The organism is Angustibacter aerolatus, from assembly GCF_054776675.1.
The window spans coordinates 26,535-48,739 of the sequence record NZ_BAAHBM010000011.1 but is presented as its reverse complement, the minus strand read 5'-3'; the positions used below and the strand labels follow the sequence as shown (position 1 = coordinate 48,739).

Annotated in this window: 19 protein-coding genes and 2 tRNA genes; 11 read left to right on the top strand and 10 right to left on the bottom strand. The window is 74.4% G+C overall.

What is annotated here, in order from left to right; all coding sequences use genetic code 11:
- Positions 1–45: 45 nt before the first annotated feature.
- Positions 46–1,302, bottom strand: a complete 1,257-nt coding sequence (locus tag ACYVI6_RS04730) for a GNAT family N-acetyltransferase (protein ID WP_460445260.1) — start codon at positions 1,300–1,302, stop codon at positions 46–48.
- A gap of 103 nt (positions 1,303–1,405) precedes the next feature.
- On the opposite strand from ACYVI6_RS04730, the gene ACYVI6_RS04725 reads away from it, so the two are divergent.
- Complete coding sequence (locus tag ACYVI6_RS04725; RefSeq protein ID WP_460445259.1) at positions 1,406–2,527, top strand: SpoIIE family protein phosphatase; 1,122 nt, start codon at positions 1,406–1,408, stop codon at positions 2,525–2,527.
- A 22-nt stretch (positions 2,528–2,549) separates the two neighbouring features.
- Here ACYVI6_RS04725 and ACYVI6_RS04720 read toward each other — a convergent pair whose 3' ends face one another.
- From ACYVI6_RS04720 to ACYVI6_RS04710, 3 genes are all read right to left on the bottom strand, one after another.
- Positions 2,550–3,107, bottom strand: a complete 558-nt coding sequence (locus ACYVI6_RS04720; protein WP_460445258.1) for a dihydrofolate reductase family protein — start codon at positions 3,105–3,107, stop codon at positions 2,550–2,552.
- A gap of 70 nt (positions 3,108–3,177) precedes the next feature.
- Positions 3,178–4,416, bottom strand: a complete 1,239-nt coding sequence (locus ACYVI6_RS04715; protein WP_460445257.1) for an alanine racemase — start codon at positions 4,414–4,416, stop codon at positions 3,178–3,180.
- The gene (locus ACYVI6_RS04710) at positions 4,413–5,609 is read right to left on the bottom strand and encodes an MFS transporter (RefSeq protein ID WP_460445256.1); all 1,197 of its coding nucleotides are present in this window, start codon (positions 5,607–5,609) and stop codon (positions 4,413–4,415) included. Before ACYVI6_RS04710 ends, ACYVI6_RS04715 begins: the two co-directional genes overlap by 4 nt.
- A 137-nt stretch (positions 5,610–5,746) precedes the next feature.
- Here ACYVI6_RS04710 and ACYVI6_RS04705 point away from each other — a divergent pair, with 137 nt between their 5' ends.
- A complete protein-coding gene (locus tag ACYVI6_RS04705; RefSeq protein ID WP_460445255.1) occupies positions 5,747–7,084 on the top strand; it encodes a D-arabinono-1,4-lactone oxidase in 1,338 nt (445 codons plus the stop codon).
- A gap of 28 nt (positions 7,085–7,112) precedes the next feature.
- On the opposite strand, the gene ACYVI6_RS04700 is transcribed toward ACYVI6_RS04705, so the two are convergent.
- The 3 genes from ACYVI6_RS04700 to ACYVI6_RS04690 are packed head-to-tail and all read right to left on the bottom strand — an operon-like array spanning position 7,113 to position 11,545.
- Positions 7,113–8,234, bottom strand: coding sequence for a permease (locus ACYVI6_RS04700; protein ID WP_460445254.1), 1,122 nt, complete (start codon positions 8,232–8,234; stop codon positions 7,113–7,115).
- Positions 8,235–8,279: 45 nt separating this feature from the next.
- The gene (locus tag ACYVI6_RS04695; RefSeq protein ID WP_460445274.1) at positions 8,280–9,044 is read right to left on the bottom strand and encodes a UdgX family uracil-DNA binding protein; all 765 of its coding nucleotides are present in this window, start codon (positions 9,042–9,044) and stop codon (positions 8,280–8,282) included.
- Between the two features lie 23 nt (positions 9,045–9,067).
- Complete coding sequence (locus ACYVI6_RS04690) at positions 9,068–11,545, bottom strand: patatin-like phospholipase family protein (protein ID WP_460445253.1); 2,478 nt, start codon at positions 11,543–11,545, stop codon at positions 9,068–9,070.
- 193 nt (positions 11,546–11,738) lie between these two features.
- Between ACYVI6_RS04690 and ACYVI6_RS04685 the strand changes: the two genes are divergently transcribed.
- From ACYVI6_RS04685 to ACYVI6_RS04675, 3 genes are all read left to right on the top strand, one after another.
- Positions 11,739–12,029, top strand: a complete 291-nt coding sequence (locus ACYVI6_RS04685) for a hypothetical protein (RefSeq protein ID WP_284287739.1) — start codon at positions 11,739–11,741, stop codon at positions 12,027–12,029.
- Between the two features lie 91 nt (positions 12,030–12,120).
- The gene (locus ACYVI6_RS04680; RefSeq protein WP_460445252.1) at positions 12,121–13,239 is read left to right on the top strand and encodes a CDP-glycerol glycerophosphotransferase family protein; all 1,119 of its coding nucleotides are present in this window, start codon (positions 12,121–12,123) and stop codon (positions 13,237–13,239) included.
- Between the two features lie 35 nt (positions 13,240–13,274).
- Positions 13,275–14,114 (top strand): phytanoyl-CoA dioxygenase family protein, encoded by an 840-nt coding sequence (locus ACYVI6_RS04675; RefSeq protein WP_460445251.1) that lies wholly within the window; start codon positions 13,275–13,277, stop codon positions 14,112–14,114.
- Positions 14,115–14,134: 20 nt separating this feature from the next.
- Here ACYVI6_RS04675 and ACYVI6_RS04670 read toward each other — a convergent pair.
- Positions 14,135–14,205: transfer RNA gene (locus tag ACYVI6_RS04670), tRNA-Gly, on the bottom strand.
- A gap of 151 nt (positions 14,206–14,356) precedes the next feature.
- On the opposite strand from ACYVI6_RS04670, the gene ACYVI6_RS04665 reads away from it, so the two are divergent.
- Together ACYVI6_RS04665 and ACYVI6_RS04660 are read left to right on the top strand one after the other, a co-directional pair.
- Positions 14,357–15,598: an MFS transporter gene (locus tag ACYVI6_RS04665; RefSeq protein WP_460445250.1), complete on the top strand. Its 1,242-nt coding sequence runs from the start codon at positions 14,357–14,359 to the stop codon at positions 15,596–15,598.
- Between the two features lie 53 nt (positions 15,599–15,651).
- Positions 15,652–15,728: transfer RNA gene (locus ACYVI6_RS04660), tRNA-Pro, on the top strand.
- A gap of 16 nt (positions 15,729–15,744) precedes the next feature.
- Here ACYVI6_RS04660 and ACYVI6_RS04655 read toward each other — a convergent pair.
- Positions 15,745–16,125 (bottom strand): VOC family protein, encoded by a 381-nt coding sequence (locus tag ACYVI6_RS04655; RefSeq protein WP_460445249.1) that lies wholly within the window; start codon positions 16,123–16,125, stop codon positions 15,745–15,747.
- A 119-nt stretch (positions 16,126–16,244) separates the two neighbouring features.
- On the opposite strand from ACYVI6_RS04655, the gene tig reads away from it, so the two are divergent.
- The 4 genes from tig to clpX all read left to right on the top strand — a co-directional run bounded on the left by tig (position 16,245) and on the right by clpX (position 20,612).
- A complete protein-coding gene (tig, locus tag ACYVI6_RS04650) occupies positions 16,245–17,624 on the top strand; it encodes a trigger factor (protein ID WP_460445248.1) in 1,380 nt (459 codons plus the stop codon).
- 162 nt (positions 17,625–17,786) lie between these two features.
- On the top strand, positions 17,787–18,398 hold the full coding sequence (locus ACYVI6_RS04645; protein ID WP_460445247.1) for an ATP-dependent Clp protease proteolytic subunit: 612 nt from the start codon (positions 17,787–17,789) through the stop codon (positions 18,396–18,398).
- Between the two features lie 49 nt (positions 18,399–18,447).
- Positions 18,448–19,110: an ATP-dependent Clp protease proteolytic subunit gene (locus ACYVI6_RS04640; RefSeq protein ID WP_460445246.1), complete on the top strand. Its 663-nt coding sequence runs from the start codon at positions 18,448–18,450 to the stop codon at positions 19,108–19,110.
- A 218-nt stretch (positions 19,111–19,328) separates the two neighbouring features.
- A complete protein-coding gene (gene clpX, locus ACYVI6_RS04635; protein WP_460445245.1) occupies positions 19,329–20,612 on the top strand; it encodes an ATP-dependent Clp protease ATP-binding subunit ClpX in 1,284 nt (427 codons plus the stop codon).
- An 82-nt stretch (positions 20,613–20,694) separates the two neighbouring features.
- Here clpX and ACYVI6_RS04630 read toward each other — a convergent pair whose 3' ends face one another.
- Positions 20,695–22,140 (bottom strand): putative bifunctional diguanylate cyclase/phosphodiesterase, encoded by a 1,446-nt coding sequence (locus ACYVI6_RS04630; protein ID WP_460445244.1) that lies wholly within the window; start codon positions 22,138–22,140, stop codon positions 20,695–20,697.
- Between the last annotated feature and the right edge of the window lie 65 nt (positions 22,141–22,205).

Genomic DNA, 22,205 nt, shown 5'->3' with positions numbered 1-22,205 from the left:
TCCGGTGAACCGGTACTCGCATCTCGGCGGGGGTGGGGGAGCGGGCTAGAAGGCCCAGCCGCCGCCGGGCTCGACCGCCGCACGCAGCGCCGTCGACAGCCGGGCGAGGGTTCCCGGCGTCCGCTCCGTGACCAGCCCGGCCCGGGCCAGGGCCGCGAGCGGCGCGCCGCCCGCGTAGGCCGCACCGAGCTGCTTGACGTCGACCTCCACGTCGGCCGGGTCGGACGTCGGGGTGCAGGTCGCGCCGTCCGGACCACCGGACAGCCGCCAGCGCCGGGCGTTCCACGGGCACAGCGCGTCCGACACGTCGAGCACCACGTCGACGTCGTGGGCGTAGGTGCGCTGGGCGAGGGCGCGGTCGACGTCGATCAGCCGCAGCCACAGCTCGTCGCCGGCCCGCGCCCTCGGTGTGCGGGCGTCGACGAGCAGCCGCAGCAGCGGGTCGTCGACCGGCACCGGCGGGGTGAGGGTGCTGCTGCTGAGGTCGAAGTCGGTGACGCGGGTCCAGAGGGCGTGCGCGGTCGGCGTGTCGACGGACTCCAGCGCGAACACCGTCGTGACGCCGTCCGGGTTGCCGTCCTTCCAGTCGACCTTGCGGCGCAGCAGCGCGTAGCCGGTGGGCGTGCCGTCGCGACGCGCCACCAGCAGGCGCATCGGCTCGACGTCGCCGCGGCGCACGTCGAGGTCCAGCAGCTCGACCCGGGCGAAGTGCGCCGGGCGCGGCACGGCCCCGGGACGGGTGCGGCAGGCCCGCTCGTACACGTCGTGCACCAGGTCGGCGTGCCGCTCGACGGACGCCGTCTCGTAGCTCACCTGCACCTCGTCGGAGCCGGCGACGGGGAACAGCTCGGGTGCCCGGCCCAGCGTCAGGCGCAGGCCGGTGGTGGCCAGGCCGTACCCGTACCGCTGGTAGATCACGGCCTCCGACGCGTGCAGCCCGGCGACGGCCTCCTCGCCGCGCTCGTGCAGGCCGTGCAGGTGGTCGGTCATCATCGCCCGCAGCACGCCCCGCCGCCGCTGCCCGGGGTGCACCGCGACCCACGACAGCCCCGCCATCGGCACGGTGCGCACCCCGGCCCCACCCACGCCGTCCGGCACGGTGAGGCCGAGCGAGAACGTCGTGTTCAACCCGGCGAGCGTGCCGTCCGGGGCGCGGACGCCGAAGGTGCGGTCCCACTCGAAGAAGAACAGGTCCTCGAGCAGGTCCGCCTCGCCGAAGACGAACCCCCACTGGTCGAGGCGCAGCACCTCCTCCTGGTGCTCCGGACCGAGGCGGACGACGGTGTGCGCGCTGGTGCTCATGCCCACCAGCCTGTCGACCGCTCGCGTGCCGGGCAACGCCCTTTCGGCGGCGCGCTCGCGGGCGTCGCGCAGGAGCGGGTCGGTTCGTCGCTAGGGTGCGCACGTGGCAGCCACCGCGACCGGCCGGGTCGGCATGCGCCGTCCTCGGACGTCGGTGTGGCTGCGGGTGCGCTCGACCGTGCGGTACCGCCTGCTGCCGAGCACGGCGTTCCACCTGCTGTCCCTGACCGCGCTGGCCGTCGTCATCACGTTCGCCTCGATCTACCGGCAGGACCTCGTGCCGCTCTCGGCGTTCACCCTGGTGCTGGTGGCCGGTGGGTTCCTGCTGCGGCCCCGCGAGCTGCTGCTCGTCTGCGTGCTGGTGGCGGTCGGCGTCTGGTACGCGGTGATCACCCGGCCGGACACCGGCACCCCGTTCAACAAGGGTCTCGTCGTCGTGCTCGTCGCGAACGCGGTCGTCATGGTGTTCGTGGCGCGCAGCCGGGCGCGGCTCGGCCTGCAGGGCACGCTCGGCGAGTCGATGCTCGTCGACCTGCGCGACCGGCTGCGAGCGCAGGGCGAGCTGCCGGCGCTGCCCGACGACTGGGACGCCGAGGCGCTGCTGCGGTCGGCGTACGGCGAGGCGTTCTCCGGCGACTTCCTGGTCGCCAGCCGCTCGACCGACGGCACGCACCTCGAGGTCGCGCTGGTCGACGTGTCGGGCAAGGGGGCGGCGGCCGGCACCCGGGCGCTGCTGCTGTCGGGCGCGTTCGGCGGGCTGCTCGGCTCGGTGCCGGCCCGCGACTTCCTGCTGTCGGCCAACAAGTGGCTGCTGCGCCAGCGCTGGCACGAGGGCTTCGCGACGGCCGTGCACGTCGACCTCGAGCTGGCCACGGGCAAGTTCCGGGTGGCCCGCGCCGGGCACCCGCCGGCGGCGCACTACCAGGCCGGGTCGGGCCGGTGGGTGCTGCTCGACGAGCAGAGCGGACCGCTGCTCGGCGTGATGGACGGCATGGAGTTCACCGGGTACTGGGGCACGCTCGAGCGGGGTGACGCCCTGATGCTCTACACCGACGGGGTGGTCGAGACGCCCGACCGCGACCTCGACGTCGGGATCGACCGCATGCTCGGCCAGGCCGAGCTGCTGGTGCGCGACGGGTTCCACGGGGGGTCGCGGCGCATCGTCGACAGCGCCCGCGCCGGCGAGAGCGACGACCGCGCGCTCGTGCTCGTCTGGCGCTCGTAGCCGTCGCGGCGTCGACGGGGCCTCAGCCGCGGACGACGCGGTGCCGCAGGCAGGTGCGGCCGCCGACCCGCTCGACGCCCACCGTCTCCAGCGCCCGCTTGGGCACGCCGTCCGCGAACAGCCGGACGCCGCCGCCGAGCAGCACCGGCACGACGTCGATCGCCAGCTCGTCGACCAGGTCGGCGGCGAGCAGCTGCCGGATCAGGGTGGCGCCGCCGACGACCATGACGTCGCGGTCGCCGGCGGCCTCGACGGCCTGGCGCACGGCCGACTCGACGCCGTCGGTGACGAAGGTGATCCAGAGCCGCTCGTTGCGCTTCGGGGGCACCGCCGGGGCGGTGTGCGTGACGACGAAGAGCGGCACCTGGTACTCGTAGGAGTCCGCGTAGCCGTCGGGGTCGTCGGCGAGGTCGTACGAGCGCCGACCCATGAGCACCGCACCGGTCTGCGCCTGCAGCCGCCGCATGTACTCGCTGGCGAGCAGCTCGTCGATGTCGGGGTACAGCGCGTCGAACCCCCCGGCGGCGTCCTGCACGTACCCGTCGAGCGACGTGCTCGCTCCGGCGATCACCTTGGCCACGTGCGGTCCCTTCCTCGTGCGCGGGTGCTGTCGAGGGGGAGACCGCACGCCGGCGTCCCGCTCATCGGTGCTACCCGAAGTTCTGGCCCTCGCCGCGGTACGTGGGCACGGTGCCGGTCACCGCGTCGCCCTCGACCAGGTGCAGCCGGTCGAAGCGCTCGCACAGCTCACCGGCCTTCGCGTGGCGGAACCACACCCGGTCGCCCACCCGCAGCCCGCGCGCGGCCGCGCCCTGCACCGGCGTCTGCACCTCGCCCGCCCCCTCGGAGCGCAGCAGCCGCAGCCCGGCGGGGGCCACCGGCGTCGGCTGCCGCAACCGGCCGACCGGTCCGGAGGCGATGTAGCCACCGCCCGCGAGGGTCGCGACGTCCGGCGCCGGACGCCGCACGACGGGCAGCGCGAACCACGCGGCCGGGCGCGGACGGAACGCCCGGTACCGGTCGAACAGCGTGGGGCAGTAGAGCCCCGAGCCGGCCGTCAGCTCGGTGACCGCCGTGTCGCGGGCCGTCGCCTCGAGACTGCCGGTGCCGCCGCCGTTCACCAGCTCGAGCTCGTCCCCGCAGGCCCGCTCGACCGCCCGCACGACGGCCGCCCGGCGCACCGCGAGGTCGGCCAGCGAGCGGCGCTTCACCAGCCGGACGGCGGGCGAGGCGTCGGGCAGGCCGGCCACCTGCGCCTCGTAGAACATCACGCCGACCACCCGGACGCCGGGGGTGCGGGCAGCCGTCGCGGCGAGCGCGCCCGCGTCGTCCGGCGAGTGCAGGGGCGAGCGGCGCACGCCGAGGTGCAGCCGCCCGAGCCGCAGCGACGCGTCGACGTCGAGGCAGACGCGCAGGGGTGCGTCGCCCAGCAGGTGCGCCGCGGCCGCGAGCAGCCGCAGCTGGTCGGGGCCGTCGACCATGACCGCGACGGCGCGGCGCAGCACCGGGTCGGCGGCCAGGTCGGCCAGGGCCGCGCGGTCGGCGGTCGGGTAGGCCACCACCACGTCGTCCGTGACGCCGGTGCGCACCAGCCACGCGGCCTCGCGCAGCGAGTAGGCCAGCACGCCGTGGAAGCCCGGGTGCGCGAGCGCCCGTCGCACCAGCTCGCGCGACCGCACCGACTTGCTGGCCACCCGGATCGGCAGGCCGCCGGCGCGCCGCGCGAGGTCGTCGGCGTTGCGGTCGAACGCGGTCAGGTCGACCACGGCGAGCGGCGGGTCGAGGTCGCGGGTGGCGCGGTCGAGCCGTCGGCCCAGCTGCGCCGGCGTCTCGACGTCCGTCCGGTCCGAGGCGGTGCGCGGGTGCTCGGCGCGGGTGGTGCTGGTCATCGGGCCTCCTGGGCGGCGGTGCGGCGGGCGGCGAAGGCTGGTGCCAGACCGGTGACGGCCAGGCCCGCGACGAGCGGTGCGAGGTACCCGGCGCGCAGCGACCCGGCGGTGCCGAGCGCCCCGACGACGGCGCCGCCCGCGAGCACGCCGACGTAGTTGGCCAGGTTGAGCCGGGCGATCGCGGTGTCGCGCAGCCGGTCGGGCAGCCGGTCGGTGGTGGCGAAGGCGAGCGGGGCGACGACGGCGAGGCCGAGCCCGGTGAGCCCGAAGCCGGCGACCGCCACCGCCGGGCCGCGCGCCAGCACGACGAGCAGCAACCCGACGCCGCCCACCAGGCCGGCCGCGCGCAGCACAGGTGCCGCCCCGACCCGCCGCACCGCCAGGTCGGCCAGCGCCCGCGACAGCAGCGACGTCGCCTGGTAGGCGGCGTACCCGAGCGAGGCGACGGTGAGGGTGCCGCGCAGCTCGTCGCGCACGTAGAGGGCGCTCCAGCTGGAGACGGCCGAGTCGACGACGTAGTAGCAGACCACCGCCGCGCCGACGACGAGCAGCGGTCGCCAGCGCGCCGGCTCGGTCGGGCCGCTCGGTGCGCTCGCCCCGCTCGCTGCGCCCGCTGCGACCTCGGCCGGCAGCGCCCCGCCCAGCCCGCGCAGCGCGGCGGCGAGCAGCAGCACCAGCGCCGTGACGACGAGCACCGCGGGCGTCAGGCCGATCTGCAGCCGGGCGCCCAGCGACGTCCAGAGCGCGCCGGCGATGCCGCCCAGGCTCCACGCGGCGTGGAACTGCGCGAGGACGCTGCGACCGAGGGCGCGCTGCACCGCGACGGCCTGCATGTTCGTGGTGGCGTCGACCGCGCCGACGGCCACGCCCCAGAGCGGGAAGGCGACGAGGAACATGCCCTTGGCGGGCGCCAGGACGGTCAGCGCCGCGCCCACCGCGATGCCCGCGACCGCGACCTGCAGCACGGTCCCGCTGCCGACCCGCTCGGCCGCCGCGCCGGCCAGCACGCTGCCGAGGCCGGCCGCGAGCGCGACCCCGACCACCAGCAGCGTGATCGCCAGCGGGCCCACCGACCACCGGTCGCTGTACGCCGGCAGGTGCGTGAGCAGCGCGGCGAACGTCAGGCCCTGCGCCAGGAACGCGGCCGCCACGAGCAGGCGGCGGCGGGCGAGGCCGGGCCGGGCGGTGGGCACGGGCCCATCATGGGTGGTGCCGCCCGCCGCGGTCAGCAGGTCGGCGAGGTCGGGCGAGGTCGGGCGAGGTCGGGCGAGGTCGGGCGAGGTCGGGCGAGGTCGGTGTGGCGGCCCGCGCGGCATGGCATCGTGCGGCTGTGGCTGCACGCACCTGGACCAACTGGGCCCGCACCGAGACGGCGCACCCGGTGCGCGTGGTGACCCCGCGCTCGGTGGACGACGTCGCGCAGGTGGTCACGACGGCGGCGGCGGCCGGGCTGCGGGTCAAGCCGGTCGGCGCGGGGCACTCGTTCACCGGCGTCGCGGTCACCGACGGCGTGCAGGTGCGGCCCGAGGGCCTCGCGACCCGGTTCGACGTCGTCGGCCCGACGACGGTGACCGTCGGTGCCGGGTGGCGGCTGCACGACCTCACCCGCGAGCTCGAGCGGCACGGCCTGGCGATGGCGAACCTCGGCGACGTCGACGTGCAGACGCTCAGCGGCGCGGTCGCCACCGGCACGCACGGCACCGGTGCCGCGCTCGGCGGGCTGGCGTCGCAGGTGCGCGGCCTCGAGCTGGTGCTGGCCGACGGCACGGTCGCCACCTGCGGCCCGGGCGAGCCGTTGTTCGAGGCGGCGCGGCTCGGGCTCGGCGCCGTCGGGGTGGTCACCGCGCTGACGCTCGAGGTGGTGCCGGCGTTCGCGCTGCGCGCCCACGAGGGCCCCGGCCGGCTGCCCGACGTCCTGGACGGGTGGCTCGAGCACGCCACCGCGCACGACCACTTCGAGTTCTACTGGTTCCCGCACACCGACCGCGTGCTGCTGAAGCAGCACGACCGCGTGCCGCCGGGCACGCCGCTCGAACCGTTGTCGCCCAGGCGGGCGTGGGTCGACGACGAGCTGCTGTCGAACCGGGTGTTCGAGGCGGTGAACCGGCTGGCGGCCGGCATGCCGCGGCTGGTGCCGGCCCTCAACGCGGTGTCGGCGCGGGCGCTCACCGCCCGCGAGCACGTCGACGCGAGCTACCGCGTCCTCGCCTCGCAGCGGTCGGTGGTGTTCCGCGAGACCGAGTGGGGGTTCCCGCGCGCGGCCGTGCCCGACGTCGTCCGCGCGATCGACGCCTGGGTGCGGCGCTCGCACGAGCACGTGCCGTTCCCCGTCGAGGTGCGGGTGGGCGCGGCCGACGACCCGTGGCTGTCGACGGCGCACGGCCGCGACACCGGCTGGGTGGCCGTGCACCAGTACCACCGCATGCCGCACCAGCGGTACTTCGCGGCGGTCGCGGCGATCGCGGCCGAGCACGGCGGCCGCCCGCACTGGGGCAAGCTGCACCCGCTCGGCGCCGAGCAGCTGCGCACGCTGTACCCGCGCTTCGACGACGCCGTGGCGGTGCGCGACCGCGTCGACCCCGCCGGCGTCTTCGCCAACCCCTACCTCGACCGGGTGCTGGGCCGGACGCCGGACCGGGTGGACCGGGCGGCCCGGACGGCCGGCTGACCGCCCGGCGGCGACGCCGTCCAGCGGGTCAGGCGGCTGCGAGCAGGGCCCCGCCGACCAGCCCGGCCGCGGCGACGACGCCCACGGTGGCAGCCGTCGTGCGCCAGCCCATCGCGCCGCCGACCATCACCGCCGAGGGCAGGCTCACGGTCGGCAGCACCACGAGCAGCGCACCGAGCACCCACGGGCTCGCCCCGGCGGCGGCCAGCGCCAGGAGCACGGGGATCTCGCCGCCGGTCGGCAGCACGAGCAGGGCGCCGACGACGCAGCAGCCGACGACCACCAGGGCCGAGGGTCCACCGCTGCCGAGCACCGGCACCAGCCACGGGCCCAGCACCCCGACGAGGAACACCAGCACGAGGTACTCGGGCACCAGCAGCACGGCCAGCCGCGCGAACGAGCGCAGCACCCGCACGGGGGCCGGCCGGTCCGCCACCTCGGGCACGGGCGGGGCCGTGCGCAGCGGCTCGATCACCAGCGGCTGCACGGACGTCGCCGTGGTGCCACGGCGCCCGGCCCGGCGCAGCGCGGCCCGGTCGCCGACGCCGCCGAGCACCGTCGCGGCCCCGAGCACCAGCACGACGCCCAGCAGCGCGCGCACCGCCGTCCACTGCCAGGGCGCGAGCAGCGCGAGGAACACCAGCACCGCCGGGTTCAGCACCGGGTTGCCGAGCCAGAACGCGAGCGCGGCGGCTCGCGGCACGCCGGCCCGGCGCATGGTCACCGCGACCGGCGCGGTGCAGCAGGTGCACATCATCGTGGGCAGCGAGAGCAGGCCGCCGCGCAGCGCGCCCCGCGCGCCGTCGCCGGTGGCGCGCCGCCACAGGGCCGGTGCGACGAGCGCGTCGACGAGGGCCGCCACGACGAGCGCGACCACCAGCGCCTTCCACACCGCGCCGGTGTAGGCGGCCGTGAACGACCAGCCGCGCTCGAACCAGCTCGACCCGCCGGTCGCGCGCTGCAGCACGTCGCTGCCCGGCCAGCTGCGGCTGCCGTGCAGCTGGCGCACCCGCTCGCCGTAGGGCAGCCACTTGGCCCAGGTCAGCCCCGCGGCGGCGGCGACGAGCACCACGAGGACGGCGACGCCCTGCCGGGTGCCGCGCGCGGAACCCGTGGGGCCGGTGGAGGTGGTGCCGGTCACGGAGGTCACCCGGCCACTGTGGACCGCCTGCGGCGTCCTGTCGTGCGGTCGTCCCTAGGCGAGCAGGCCCGCGGCCACCCGCAGGTCGGCCACGAGGGCGTCGTACGCCTCCTGCCGGTGCTCGGCGTCGGCCCGCAGCACCGACGACGGGTGGACGGTCGGCATCATCCGCACCGGCACGCCGGCCAGCTCGCGCTCGACGACCCGGCCGCGGTCCTGCGTCACCTTCACACCCGGGCCGATGACCGAGCGGGCGGCGGTGGCGCCGAGCACCACGACCAGCTCGGGCCGCACGGCGGTCAGCTCGGCCTCGACCCACGGCCGGCAGGCGGTCACGTGGCCGACGTCCGGCGTCTGGTGGATGCGTCGCTTGCCGCTCTGGGTGAACCTGAAGTGCTTCACCGCGTTCGTCACGTACACGTCGCGGCGCTCGATGCCCGCGTCGTCGAGCGCCCGCTGCAGCAGCTGCCCGGCCGGCCCGACGAACGGGATGCCCCGCTGGTCCTCGACGTCGCCCGGCTGCTCGCCGACCAGCACGATCCGCGCCTCCGGGTTGCCCGCCGAGAACACCACCTGGGTCGCCGGCTCCCAGAGCTCGCAGCCGCGGCACCCCGGTGCGGCGGCCTTCAGCGCGTCGACGTCGGCGCGCGGGGGCACCCACTCCTGGGCGCCGGGCCGCTCCGGCCGATCCGGCCGCTCGGACCTCGCCTGCGTCGTCATGGCCGCCACGCTCCCACCGGCCGCCGCCGCGAGCCACGTGAAGTCGGCTGCCGCACCGTTCGGGTGTCGTGCACGCCCCTCGGACGGTGCCGCCGCCACCTGCTGCACCCCGGCTGCCGGCCTCAGGCGTCGACGGGCCGCGCCGCACCGTCCAGGACGTCGGCCTCGGCCGCGGCCCCGTCGAGGTCGACCACCTGCTGCGGGACGCCGTCGAGCGCCGCCCCGCCGGCGACCACCGGTGCGGCCTGCGGCACCGCCACCTGCGGAGCCGCCGCCTGCCGGGCTGCCGTCTGCAGGGCCGCGGCCCGCCGGCCGGCGCACCACCCCAGCTCGCGGTACGCCTCGAAGCGCTGGTCGGTGTAGAGCTGGTCGGCGGTCGAGTGGTTGGGGAACCGCGGGTCGCTGTGCTTGATGGAGCGCAGGTCCCAGGGCACCTGGTCGGTGAGCACGGTGCGGGCGTAGAACAGCCGGCCGTGCCGCACCCCCCGTCCCTCGTCGGGGTAGGTGATCGACCCGGTGACGACGTCGTGCTGGGCCAGCCCGGTCTCGGCGTCCGGCGTAAGCGGGCGCGGGTCGACGGAGATCTCCACGCCCAGCTCGGTGCGGGCCAGCGCGATGGCGTCGCCGAGCGAGTCCATCGCCTCGGGCGAGCCGCCGCTGGCGTCGAAGCAGAACACCTCGGTGCAGCCGCGCCGCAGCAGCTCGACCAGGCCGAGGTTCTCGTAGTGCCCGCCGTCGCTGACGAAGAGGAACTTGCCGTTCAGCGCGTTCATGCCGAGCAGCTCGCGCCACAGCTGCGACGGCCGCGGCCGCAGCCGGGCGCTGCTCGTGGTCGACCACCGCCCCGCCCAGCGCGGGTTCGGCACCCACACGCCGAGGCGCACGTTGGCCAGCGCCAGCAGGAACGTCAGGTGCCGGCGCGTCATCTTGCCCATCGACGGCGACACCGCGGCGCCCGACATCGCGACCGCGGCCGGCAGCGTGAAGTCGTGCACCCGGCTGGCGGCCACCTCCTCGAACAGCTCGGTGCCGACGTACCCGACGAGCGGTCCGCCGAGCTGCTCCTGCTCGAAGGTGAAGCTCGTGACGCCGCGGCCGGGTGCGGTGTCGCCTTTGCTGGAGATGTTCGCCGCCGCGCAGACGACGAGCCGCGGCCCGCGCGCCCGCCCCATCTGCGACAGCCGCACGGGCAGGCCGTAGTCGCGCTCGGTCGCCGTCGGGGGGGAGGCGGGGTCGGCGGGGTCGGACCGCACCCGCTTCAGGGCGAAGGCCGAGCAGAGCCGCCGCCGGTAGAACGGGTGCATCGACCACGACGTCAGGTCGCCGAAGAAGTACACGAGCGCGTAGACGGCGAGCGCGCCGGCTGCCACGAGCGCGACGCCGCGCGGGGCGGACGGCGAGCGGACGGTCAGGTACATGGCCAGCACGAGGCCGGCGCCGAGCAGCAGCGGTCCGGCGACCGTCGCGGCCACGAACACGAACGCGCGCCGGACGCCGCTGGACGCCTTCTGCCAGTAAGTGCGCAGCGTGCCCGCCGTCTGCAGCACGTGGTCGGGCTCGGTCAGCCGTGCCCGAAGCTGCAGCAGCACGGCGACGGCGACGGTGATCGCGCTGCCGCCGCCGACGGCCGCCGTGACGGCGCTGGCCTGCGAGACCACGGCGGGCGCGACGGCGCCGCCGACGAGGCCCGAGGCGGGCACCTCGGTCACCGCGTCGGCGCCGGTGCGCACCAGCACGGCCAGCAGCGCGGGGAAGCCCAGGCAGACGACGGCCGCCGCCACCGCGGTCAGCACCAGCCGCACCGACCAGCGTGCGCAGAACCGTTGCACGGCATCGAGCTTCACGCTCAGGGTGATGCCGAGCGCCCCGACCAGCACCCCGAAGACCGCCAGCGCCGCTGGCACGGCCCACGACCAGGTGCGCACGACGTCCGACAGCTCGACGCCGGCGGCGTCGGTGTGCAGCACCGGCAGCGCCGAGCGGTAGAAGAGGCCGACCACCACCCCGACCGGCACCACGACCAGCCCGATGCTGACGAGGTTCACGACCAGACCGAGCAGCATCCGCCAGACCAGCGCGACCTTGCCCACCAGGCCCGGCGCGAGGTAGCTCGACCGGTTGCGCAGGTAGCGCTCCTCGGGGGAGCGCGGCGCGAACGGCGGCTGCTCGCGCAGCAGGTCGGCGTCGCTGTCGTCCGGGTGCCCGGTGCGGCCGACCATCGTCCAGGCCGCCGCGATGTACGAGCCGCCGCTCACCGCCGACAGGTACTCCGCGTCGTCGAGCACCCCCTCGTCCTGCAGCGCCTGCAGCGCCCCGAGGTTGAACGACGCCGAGCGGATGCCGCCGCCGCTGCAGCAGACCCCGATGCGCTCGGTGCCGGCGACGGGCAGGGGCTGCACCAGGCTGGTCAGCACGGGCGGCTCGGACGGCGGCACCGGCGGCGGCGCGACCGTGGTGCACGCCGCGACGGCGCGCTCGCGAGGGCTGCGGTACCGGTCGGCGGCCTTGGCGGTGGCCATGCTCGGCACCTGCGCGACCCACGCCTGCTCCAGCTCCCTGAGCCGGCCGGCCTCGTCGTCCGGTCGTCTGGCGATCTTCATGTCGGCCTCCCCGGGCTCGACCTCCAGGCGTACTCCTGTCGCTCGTCGAGGGTCAACGATCTGTGCGCAGCCGGCGACGCGCGGTGCCCGGCGGGTGGGCGTTCGTCCCGTTTTGCCGGAGAAGCGGTGCATGCCGTGCGCGTCGCGGGGCAGCGCGCGGGTCAGGAGCACGCGCCGACCGGGGAGACCGACGATGAGCCTGCCGCGGACCACCGCCGTCGCGGCGGGCGACCGCTGGACCGACCCGGACGGCGTCCGGATGCCGGCTGGGGAGGTGCACGCGTGGCTGCCGGGCCAGAACCAGACCGTCTGCGGGATGGCGCTCAGCCGGTCCCGGCTGCTGCGCTTCCCGCACGTGACCTGGGCGGACGTGCAGCCCTCGACCGGCCGCGACGCCGACCGGGTGGGCTGGGTCCGTCCGCGCTGCGCGGCCGCCACCGGTCGCGACCGGCGCTCCTGGCACCGGACCGACCCTCGACCCTGACTGCCGGATCTGCCGGATCGGCTAGACTGGGGACGGCTGGAGGGTCGGGACCGTGCCCTGTTCGGCGTCCGACACCTCGAGGGGAGCCACCATGCGATTCGTCTACCAGTCGTTCGCCGGCCGGTACTGCGACAACCCGCGTGCCGTCCACGAACGACTCCTGCAGCAGGGCAGCGAGCACGAGCACGTGTGGCTCGCCGACCCCGCCCACGAGCACACGTTCCCCGACACCGTCACCACGGTGCGCATCGGCGACGACGCCGCCGTGCAGGCCCTCGAGGCCGCCGACGTGCTGGTCGCGAACACGCACACCGAGGTCGAGTGGCGCAAGCGCGAGGGCGCGACGTACCTGCAGACCTGGCACGGCACCCCGCTCAAGCGCGTGCACCACGACGTGCTCTGGGCCCCCGAGGGCCGGCTGGCGCGGCTCGACCGCGACGTCGCCCGGTGGGACGTCATGGTCTCGCCGAACGCCGCCAGCACCCCGCGGCTGCAGGGCGCGTTCCGCTTCGCCGGGCCGATGATCGAGACCGGCTACCCGCGCAACGACGTGCTGGTGCGCGACGACGGTCAGCGCCGCGCCAAGATCCGTGCCGAGCTCGGCGTGCCGGACGGCGTGCGCGCCGTGCTCTACGCGCCGACCTGGCGCGACGACGTCTACTTCGACGCCTCGAAGCCCCAGGTGCGGCTGCCGCTCGACACCGAGCGCTTCGCCGAGGTGCTGGGCGAGGACTGGATGCTGCTGCCCCGGCTGCACTCCATGGTCACCGACCGCATGCCGCCGCTGCACGGGCACGGCGTCTACGACGTCTCGTGGTACCCCGAGGTGGCCGACCTCTACCTCGCCGCCGACGTCCTGGTCACCGACTACTCGTCGTGCATGTTCGACTTCGCGGTCACCGGCAAGCCGATCCTGTACCTCGCCCCCGACCTCGACCGGTTCCGCGACAGCGTGCGCGGGTTCTACTTCGACCCGCTGCCCGGGCTGCCCGGCCCGCTGCTGACCGAGACCGACCAGGTGCTCGACGCGCTGCGCGACCTCGACGCCGTGCAGGAGCGGTTCGCCGGCCGGTACGCCGCCTTCCGCGACACGTTCGGCTCGCTCGAGGACGGCGACTCGACCGACCGCGTGCTGCAGCAGGCCCTGGGCATCGTGGTGCAGGCAGACCCCGTCCTGGGCGGCGCGGCGGGGTCGTCGACCGCAGACTGAGCGCGACCGGTCAGGGCAGACCCAGGAGGCGCGACGTGGCGCACGGCACCACCGACCAGCAGGCGACGACCGACCCGGGGCCGGTCCACGACGCCCTGTACGGCGACGGCATCACCGCCCTGCGCGGCGCCTTCGACGTCGGGTTCGTCGACGCGATGCGGCACGACGTCGAGGTGGCGTTCGCCGACGCGCGCGGCCGCGAGGGCGGTGCGGTCGGTCGCGGACCGAACCGCTGGTACGTCGAGCTGCACCCCGAGCAGCTGAGCGGCTTCGTCGAGCTGGTCACCCACCCGTGGGTCGACGCCGCCTGCCGGGCCGTGCTCGGCGACGACTACCACTTCGCCGAGGTCGGGTTCGACGTCCCGCTGCCCGGCGCCGTCGACCAGCCCTGGCACCGCGACTTCCCGATGCCGGCCGCGACCCGCGACGAGCACCGGCTGACGTCGCTCGCCTTCAACCTCACGCTGGTCGACACCACCGCCGACATGGGCCCGTTCGAGATCGCCGTCGGCACCCAGTGGGACGACAGTCCCGAGTTCGACCACGGCATGTTCCCGCCGAAGTCGCACCACGGCCGCTACGAGGGGCTCGCGCAGCGCAAGATGCCGCAGCGCGGTGACGTCTCGGTGCGCTCGGCGCTCACCATCCACCGCGGCACGCAGAACCACTCGCAGCTGTCCCGCCCGGTGCTCGTCCTGGGTGCGGACGCGGCCGACGCCGAGCAGCTCGTCGAGCACTCGCCCCGGGTGACGCACGGGTTCTGGGACGCGCTGCCGCAGCAGGTGCGCGACCACCTGCGCTGCCCCGTCGTCGACCGCCTCGAGCCGATCGTGCAGAAGCACACCATCGAGGGCCTGGTGATGGGGGCGTCCTGAGGCGCCTGAGGGCTGGTCGGAGCGGGCGACGGGAATCGAACCCGCGTAGTCAGTTTGGAAGACTGAAGCTCTACCATTGAGCTACGCCCGCGTGCGCCCCACCACCTGCTGAGCAGGTGCGGGGGCGCGAGACGACAGGGTACCGGCCCCCGACCAGCGGGTCCGCCGGCCGTCGTCCGCAGGCTCCCCGCGCGGTGCGGCACGGGTCCAGGCACGACCCGGCGCATCGAGAGGGACGACGAGTGGCGATCACGGACGCGGTGCGCGTCGGACCGGTGCGGCGCTCGCTGCTCGCGCTGGCGTTCGGCGCCTTCGGGCTGGCGACCGGCGAGTTCGTCGCGCTCGGCCTGCTGCCGCAGATGGCCGACGGGGTGGGCGTCTCGATCCCGCGGGCCGGGCACTTCGTCTCGGCGTACGCGCTCGGGGTCGTGGTCGGCGCGCCGCTGCTCACCGCCGCCGCCGTCCGGCTGCCCCGCAAGGGGCTCATCATCGCGCTGGCGCTCGCGCTGGCCCTCGGCAACGTGGGCTCGGCGATCGCGCCCGACTACACGTCGCTGCTCGTGCTGCGCTTCGTCGCCGGGCTGCCGCACGGCGCCTACTTCGGCGTCGCCGCCGTGATGGCTTCGCACCTGGTGCCCGAGGCGCGACGCAGCCGGGCGATGGCGGTGGTCTTCGGCGGGCTGACCCTCGCGAACGTCGTCGGCGTGCCGCTCACCACCTTCATGGGACAGCAGACCAGCTGGCGGTGGGTGTTCGGGCTGGTGGCCGTGCTCGAGGTGCTGGCCGCGCTGGCGATCCTCGCCGTCGTCCCCCGCGAGCGCCCCGAGCACGCGGCCGAGCGGCCCTCGCTGGCCCGCGAGCTCGGTGCCTTCCGCAGCTCGCAGGTCTGGCTCACCCTCGCGATGGCGATCATCGGCGGCGGCGCCATGTTCGCCACCTTCAGCTACATCGCGCCGATGATGACGAAGGTGGCCGGGTTCTCCGAGTCGGCCGTGACGCCGCTGCTCGTGCTGTTCGGCATCGGCATGACCGCGGGCAACGTCGTCGGGGCCCGCCTGGCCGACCGCTCGATGATGCAGGCGATCTACCTCGCGCTCGGTGCGGAGGCCGTCGTGGCCGCGCTGTTCTTCCTCACCGCCCGCAACCAGGTGACCGCCGCGATCACCGTGCTGCTGTTCCCCTTCGCGGCGATGATGATGATCCCGTCGGTGCAGTCGCGGCTGGTCGGCCTGGCCGGCGGCGCCCCCAACCTGGCCGCCGCCTCGATGCACTCGGCGTTCAACATCGCCAACTCGATCGGCGCCGCGATCGGGGGAGCGGTCATCACCGCGGGTGCCGCCTCGCGCGAGAGCTACGCCCGCATCAACCTCGCCTCCGCCGGCATCGCCCTCGTCGGCCTGGCCATCGCCGTGCTCACCGGCACCCTCGCCGCCCGCACCCGCCGTCGCGCCGCCGAGGCCCCGCTGCCCGTCGGCGTCGGCTGAGCCCGTCGAACGCGGCGGCGGGCGCACCCCGCCGTCCACTACCCTTCGACCGACGGGGTGTGGCGCAGCTTGGTAGCGCGTCCGCTTTGGGAGCGGAAGGCCCCCGGTTCGAATCCGGGTACCCCGACCAGCACGGCGCTCTGGTGTCAGGCCACGCAGAACTCGTTGCCCTCGGGGTCGAGCATCACGACGTGGCCGAGGACGCCGGGGGCGTAGTGCTCCTCGCGCACCTGCGTCGCACCGGCGTCCAGCAGCTCGGCGACCTTCGCCCGCACCAGCGGCACCCGTTGGTCGTCCGGGCGGCCGGGGGCGACGCGCACGTCGACGTGCACCCGGTTCTTCGCGGTCTTGCCCTCCGGCACGCGCAGGAAGCCGATCGCGGGCAGCCGACCGGCGGGGTCGACGACCGAGGCGCCGTCGGGGTCGTCGTAGCCGGGCTCGGCGACGTACCCGAGCGCGAGCGCCCAGAACGCCGCGAGCCGGTGCGGGTCGGCCGCGTCGCAGCCGAGCGTCCAGTGCGTCGTCACGCTCGCGAGGGTAGGCGCCGCGCGCGCGATTGGGGCCTGGGCGCAGGCGCGGATAGCATGGGGGGTCGTCGGCAGGCGGTCCGTCTGCCCGACCCCCGATCCCGTTGGAGAACCCCGCAGTGAAGAGCGACGTCGAGACCCTGAACCCCACGCGCGTGAAGCTCACGGTCGAGGTGCCCTTCGACGAGCTGCAGCCCAGCGTCGACGCGGCCTACAAGACCATCGCCGCCCAGGTGCAGGTGCCCGGCTTCCGCCGCGGCAAGGTGCCCGCGCGCATCATCGACCAGCGGGTCGGCCGCGGCGCCGTGCTCGAGGAGGCGGTGAACGACGCGCTGCCGAAGTTCTACGGCCAGGCCGTCGAGCAGGCAGACCTGCGCCCGCTCGGCCGGCCCGAGGTCGAGGTCACCCAGGCCCCCGACCCGCAGGACGGCGGCGACCTGAAGTTCAGCGTCGAGATCGACGTGCGCCCCGAGATCACGCTGCCCGACCTCGGCGGCCTGGCCGTGACGGTCGACGACGTCGAGGTCGGCGACGACGACGTCGAGGCCGAGGTCACCGCGCTGCGCCAGCGCTTCGGCACCCTGGTGGGCGTCGACCGCGCGGCCGTCGAGGGCGACTTCGTCTCCATCGACCTGTCGGCCGAGATCGACGGCGAGGAGATCGACTCCGTCACCGGCGTCTCCTACGAGATCGGCACCCGCAACATGCTGGAGGGCCTCGACGACGCCCTCGTCGGCATGTCGAAGGACGAGACCAAGCACTTCCAGGCCCCGCTCGCCGGCGGCGACCGCGAGGGCCAGTCGGCCGACGTCACCGTCACCGTGCAGTCGGTGAAGGAGCGCGAGCTGCCCGAGCTCGACGACGACTTCGCCCAGCTCGCCAGCGAGTTCGACACCCTCGACGAGCTGCAGGCCGACCTGCGCCAGAAGGCCGAGCGCACCAAGCGGCTGCAGCAGGGCGTGCAGGCGCGCGACAAGGTGCTCGACCAGCTGCTCGACACCCTCGCCATCCCGGTGCCCCAGTCGCTCGTCGAGGCCGAGGTGCACCAGCACCTCGAGGGTGAGAACCGGCTCGAGGACGACGAGCACCGCGCCGAGGTCACCGAGAGCGCGACCAAGGCCATCCAGGCGCAGCTGCTGCTCGACGCGATCGTCGAGCAGGAGCAGGTGCAGGTCACCCAGCCCGAGCTCGTCGAGTACCTGGTGATGAACGCCCAGCAGTACGGCATGTCGCCCGACGCCTTCGCCAAGGCCGTCGACGAGGCCGGCCAGGTGCAGGGCATGGTCGCCGAGGTGGCTCGTCGCAAGGCGCTCGCGGTCGTGCTCGAGCAGGCCACCGTCACCGACGCCAGCGGCAACGTCGTCGACCTCGAGGCCCTGCGCCCCGAGGAGCCGTCGATCGCCGACCAGCTCGAGGAGGTCGAGGTCGTCGACGCCGACGAGACCGACCAGACCGAGCCGGCCGAGGACGACGCGGACGGCGAGCCCGCCCGGGCCTGACCGTCCCCCGCACGTCGAGGGCCCGTCGCAGCACACGCTGCGGCGGGCCCTTCGTCGTCCCTCCGCCCGTGGCGAACACGGGCCGTCCGGGGGAGTGGGGCGTCGGGGGTGGACGTTAGGGTCCGTGACAGGCAAGCACGTCAGCACACCACGGGAGACAGCGTGAGCGAGAACACCGTCGAGGCACGGGGCCCGCAGCAGGGCGTCGGGCTGGACGACAGCATCTACAACCGCCTGCTGAAGGAGCGCATCATCTTCCTCGGCTCCGACGTGCGCGACGACAACGCGAACGCGATCTGCGCCCAGCTGCTGCTGCTCGCCGCCGAGGACCCCGAGAAGGACATCTGGCTCTACATCAACTCGCCCGGCGGCTCGGTCTCGGCCGGCATGGCGATCTTCGACACCATGCAGTTCGTGAAGCCGGACGTCGCGACGGTGGCGATGGGCCTGGCCGCGTCGATGGGCCAGTTCCTGCTCTCGGCGGGCACGCCCGGCAAGCGCTACGCCCTGCCGCACGCGCGCATCATGATGCACCAGCCGTCCGGCGGCATCGGCGGCACCGCGTCCGACATCCGCATCCAGGCCGAGCAGATGCTGTACATCAAGCAGCAGATGGCCGAGCTGATCGCGCAGCACACCCACCAGAGCGTCGAGCAGATCACCAAGGACTCCGACCGCGACCGCTGGTTCGGTGCGGACGAGGCCCGGGAGTACGGCTTCGTCGACCACGTGGTCGCCAGCGCGGCGCAGGCCCAGGGCGGCGGCACCGAGTGACCGCGCCCTCGACCACCACGACCCCACGACCGACTTGGAGCACCGCGCGATGAGCGTCCCCACCCCCTACGGCCGGGCCGGCGGCCTGCACGTGCCCGCCCCCTCCAGCCGGTACATCCTGCCCCAGTTCGAGGAGCGCACGTCCTACGGGATGAAGCGACTCGACCCCTACACGAAGCTGTTCGAGGACCGCATCATCTTCCTCGGCGTGCAGGTCGACGACGCGTCCGCGGACGACGTCATCGCGCAGCTCATCGTGCTCGAGTCGCAGGACCCCGACCGCGACATCCTGATGTACATCAACTCGCCCGGCGGCTCGTTCACGGCGCTCACGGCGATCTACGACACGATGCAGTACGTGCGTCCCGACATCCAGACGTACTGCCTCGGGCAGGCCGCCTCCGCGGCCGCCGTGCTGCTGGGCGCCGGTGCGCCGGGCAAGCGCTACGCCCTGCCGAACGCGCGCATCATGATCCACCAGCCGGCGATGGAGGGCGCGGGCGGCATGGCCAGCGACCTCGAGATCCAGGCCAACGAGGTGCTGCGCATGCGCACCTGGCTGGAGGAGACGCTGGCCTCGCACAGCGGCCGCACCGCCGAGCAGGTCCGCGTCGACATCGAGCGCGACAAGATCCTCACCGCCGAGCAGGCCAAGGAGTACGGCCTGATCGACGAGGTGCTCGCCAGCCGCAAGGCCTCGACCGAGGACTGAGCGTCCGCGGCCCGGCCCCGGTGCGTCCGGGGCCGGGCCGCTCACCCCTGGTGCGGCGGCGACGCGACCGGCGTCCGCTCTCGGCGGAACCTCTGGTCCCGCCCGCCGACACCGGGTTTCAATGAGTCAGGAGCGTCGCGGGCCGGGGTACGGTCTCGTGACCAGTCCGGCACCCGACAGCGGGTCGACCGGGCGAGACGTCGAGGGAGGTCCGACAGGTGGCGCGCATCGGCGACGGTGGTGATCTGCTGAAGTGCTCGTTCTGCGGCAAGAGCCAGAAGCAGGTCAAGAAGCTCATCGCCGGGCCAGGCGTGTACATCTGCGACGAGTGCATCGACCTCTGCAACGAGATCATCGAGGAGGAGCTGGCCGAGACCAGCGACCTCGGTCTCGACGAGCTGCCCAAGCCGCGCGAGATCTTCGACTTCCTCGAGCAGTACGTCGTCGGCCAGGAGCCGGCGAAGAAGTCGCTCGCGGTGGCCGTCTACAACCACTACAAGCGCATCCAGGCCGAGGAGCCCACCCGCAAGGGTGAGGAGTCCATCGACATCGCCAAGTCGAACATCCTGCTGATCGGCCCGACGGGCTGCGGCAAGACGTACCTGGCGCAGACCCTCGCGCGCATGCTCAACGTGCCGTTCGCCATCGCCGACGCCACCGCCCTCACCGAGGCCGGCTACGTGGGCGAGGACGTCGAGAACATCCTGCTGAAGCTCATCCAGGCCGCTGACTACGACGTCAAGAAGGCCGAGACGGGCATCATCTACATCGACGAGGTCGACAAGATCGCCCGCAAGAGCGAGAACCCGTCGATCACCCGCGACGTCAGCGGCGAGGGCGTGCAGCAGGCGCTGCTGAAGATCCTCGAGGGCACCACGGCCAGCGTGCCCCCGCAGGGTGGCCGCAAGCACCCGCACCAGGAGTTCATCCAGATCGACACGACGAACGTGCTGTTCATCGTGGGCGGCGCGTTCGCCGGGCTGGAGAAGCTCATCGAGCAGCGGGCCGGCAAGAAGGGCCTCGGCTTCGGTGCGCAGCTGCACAGCTCGGTCGACCTGCAGGGCGACACCTACGGCGACGTCATGCCCGAGGACCTCATGAAGTTCGGGCTGATCCCCGAGTTCATCGGCCGCCTGCCGGTCATCACGACCGTGGCCAACCTCGACCGCGACGCCCTGGTCAACATCCTCACCAAGCCGCGCAACGCGCTGGTGAAGCAGTACAAGCGGATGTTCGAGATCGACGGCGTCGAGCTCGAGTTCACCGACGACGCGCTGGAGGCGGTGGCCGAGCAGGCCATCCTGCGCGGCACCGGTGCCCGCGGGCTGCGCGCGATCATCGAGGAGGTGCTGCTCCCGGTGATGTTCGACGTGCCCAGCGACGACGAGATCGCCCGCGTGGTGGTCACCCGCGAGGTCGTGCTCGACAACGTCAACCCGACGATCGTGCGGCGCGACGCCCCCGAGCCCCGCAAGCGCGCACCGCGCGAGAAGTCGGCCTAGCCCCAGACCGTCCGCCGGACGCCTGCGGCCGGGCGATGCGGCGGGGCCCCGCGGTCGTGCCCCCTGCGGGGAGGTCCTGCGGTCAGGCGTGGCCGACGGCGGGGGCGGGCGCCGTGGCCCGTGCGTTCGCCGCGTGCTCGCTGGCCCAGGACAGCACCTCGTCGGCGACCATCGGCTTCGCGAACCAGAAGCCCTGCAGGTCGTCGCAGCGCAGCTCGTGCAGGCGCTCGGCCGCCGCGAGCGACTCCACGCCCTCGGCCACGATGGTGAGCCCGAGCCGGTGGCCCAGGTCGATGATGGCGGTGACCACGGCGTCGTCGTCCGGTGAGCGGTCGAGCGCGGTGATGAACTGCCGGTCGATCTTCAGCTGGTGCACCGGCAGGCCGCGCAGCTGGCTCAGGCTGGTGAACCCGGCGCCGAAGTCGTCGACCGCGACCTGGATGCCGCGGGCGCGCAGCGCGCCGACCACGGCGCGCGCCTGCTCGGGGTTCTCGGTGACGGCGCTCTCGGTCACCTCGAGCACCAGCTGCGAGGCGGGCCAGCGGTGCAGGGCCAGCACCTCCTCGACGATGCCGAGCAGACCGTGCTCGAGCGACACCGGGCTGATGTTCACCGCGATCGACGCCTCCAGGCCGGCCTGGCGCCAGCGGCTCGCGTCGCGCACGGCGGTCAGCAGCACCCAGCGGGTCAGGGCGTGGATCAGGCTGGTGCGCTCGGCGATCGGGATGAACTCGGCCGGCAGCAGCAGCCCGCGCTCGGGGTGGTGCCAGCGCAGCAGCGCCTCGAAGCCGGTCAGGCCGTGCGACCCGGCGGCGATCACCGGCTGGTAGCGCACGTGCAGCTGGTCCTCGAGCATCGCCTCGCGCAGGTGCGACAGCGTCTCGAGGCGGTCGGGGGAGTGCTCGTCGTTCGCGGCGTCGTAGCGCGTGACGCCCGACCGCGCGCGCTTGGCCTGGTACATCGCGACGTCGGCGTGCTGCAGCAGGTCGCTCAGGGTGCGTCCGTCGCTGGGCGCCACCGTGACGCCGATGCTGGCCCGCACGTCGAGGCTCACCCCGCGGGCGCGGAACTCGCGCAGCGTCAGGCCGCCCAGGATCCGCTTCGCCCGCACCACGGCACCTCCGGCGCTGACCGGCCCGGCGATGAGCACCGCGAACTCGTCGCCGCCGAGGCGGGTGACCAGCGCGTCGGGCCCGGCCGCCGCCACCAGCTGCTGCGCGACCTCGACCAGCACCTCGTCGCCGGCGGCGTGCCCCAGCGTGTCGTTGACGTCCTTGAAGCCGTCGAGGTCGACCAGCAGCAGGGCGGGACCGTGGCTGCCGTCCCCGTCCATGTCGGCGATGCCACCGAGCACCCGCTCGGCCTCCTCGGCCAGCATCGTGCGGTTGCCCAGCTGGGTCAGCGGGTCGCGGCGAGCCATGCGGTGCCGCTCGCGGTCGCGGGCGACGAGCAGCACGACGAGCGCCGCCGCCGCCAGGGCGCTGCAGACCGCGAACGCCACGGTCAGCCAGAGCGCGATGCCGTTCATGGTCGGACCTCCGGGCGCGTCAGCAGACGCCGACGTGACGGAGCGACGCCGACCACACCCGGATC

Bases quoted from the DNA above. Each gene is read 5' to 3' on its own strand.
- ACYVI6_RS04730 (WP_460445260.1), bottom strand. From the start codon at position 1,302: ATGAGCACCAGCGCGCACACCGTCGTCCGCCTCGGTCCGGAGCACCAG.
- ACYVI6_RS04715 (WP_460445257.1), bottom strand. From the start codon at position 4,416: ATGACCAGCACCACCCGCGCCGAGCACCCGCGCACCGCCTCGGACCGG.
- ACYVI6_RS04690 (WP_460445253.1), bottom strand. From the start codon at position 11,545: ATGAAGATCGCCAGACGACCGGACGACGAGGCCGGCCGGCTCAGGGAG.
- ACYVI6_RS04685 (WP_284287739.1), top strand. From the start codon at position 11,739: ATGAGCCTGCCGCGGACCACCGCCGTCGCGGCGGGCGACCGCTGGACC.
- ACYVI6_RS04680 (WP_460445252.1), top strand. From the start codon at position 12,121: ATGCGATTCGTCTACCAGTCGTTCGCCGGCCGGTACTGCGACAACCCG.
- ACYVI6_RS04640 (WP_460445246.1), top strand. From the start codon at position 18,448: ATGAGCGTCCCCACCCCCTACGGCCGGGCCGGCGGCCTGCACGTGCCC.
- ACYVI6_RS04630 (WP_460445244.1), bottom strand. From the start codon at position 22,140: ATGAACGGCATCGCGCTCTGGCTGACCGTGGCGTTCGCGGTCTGCAGC.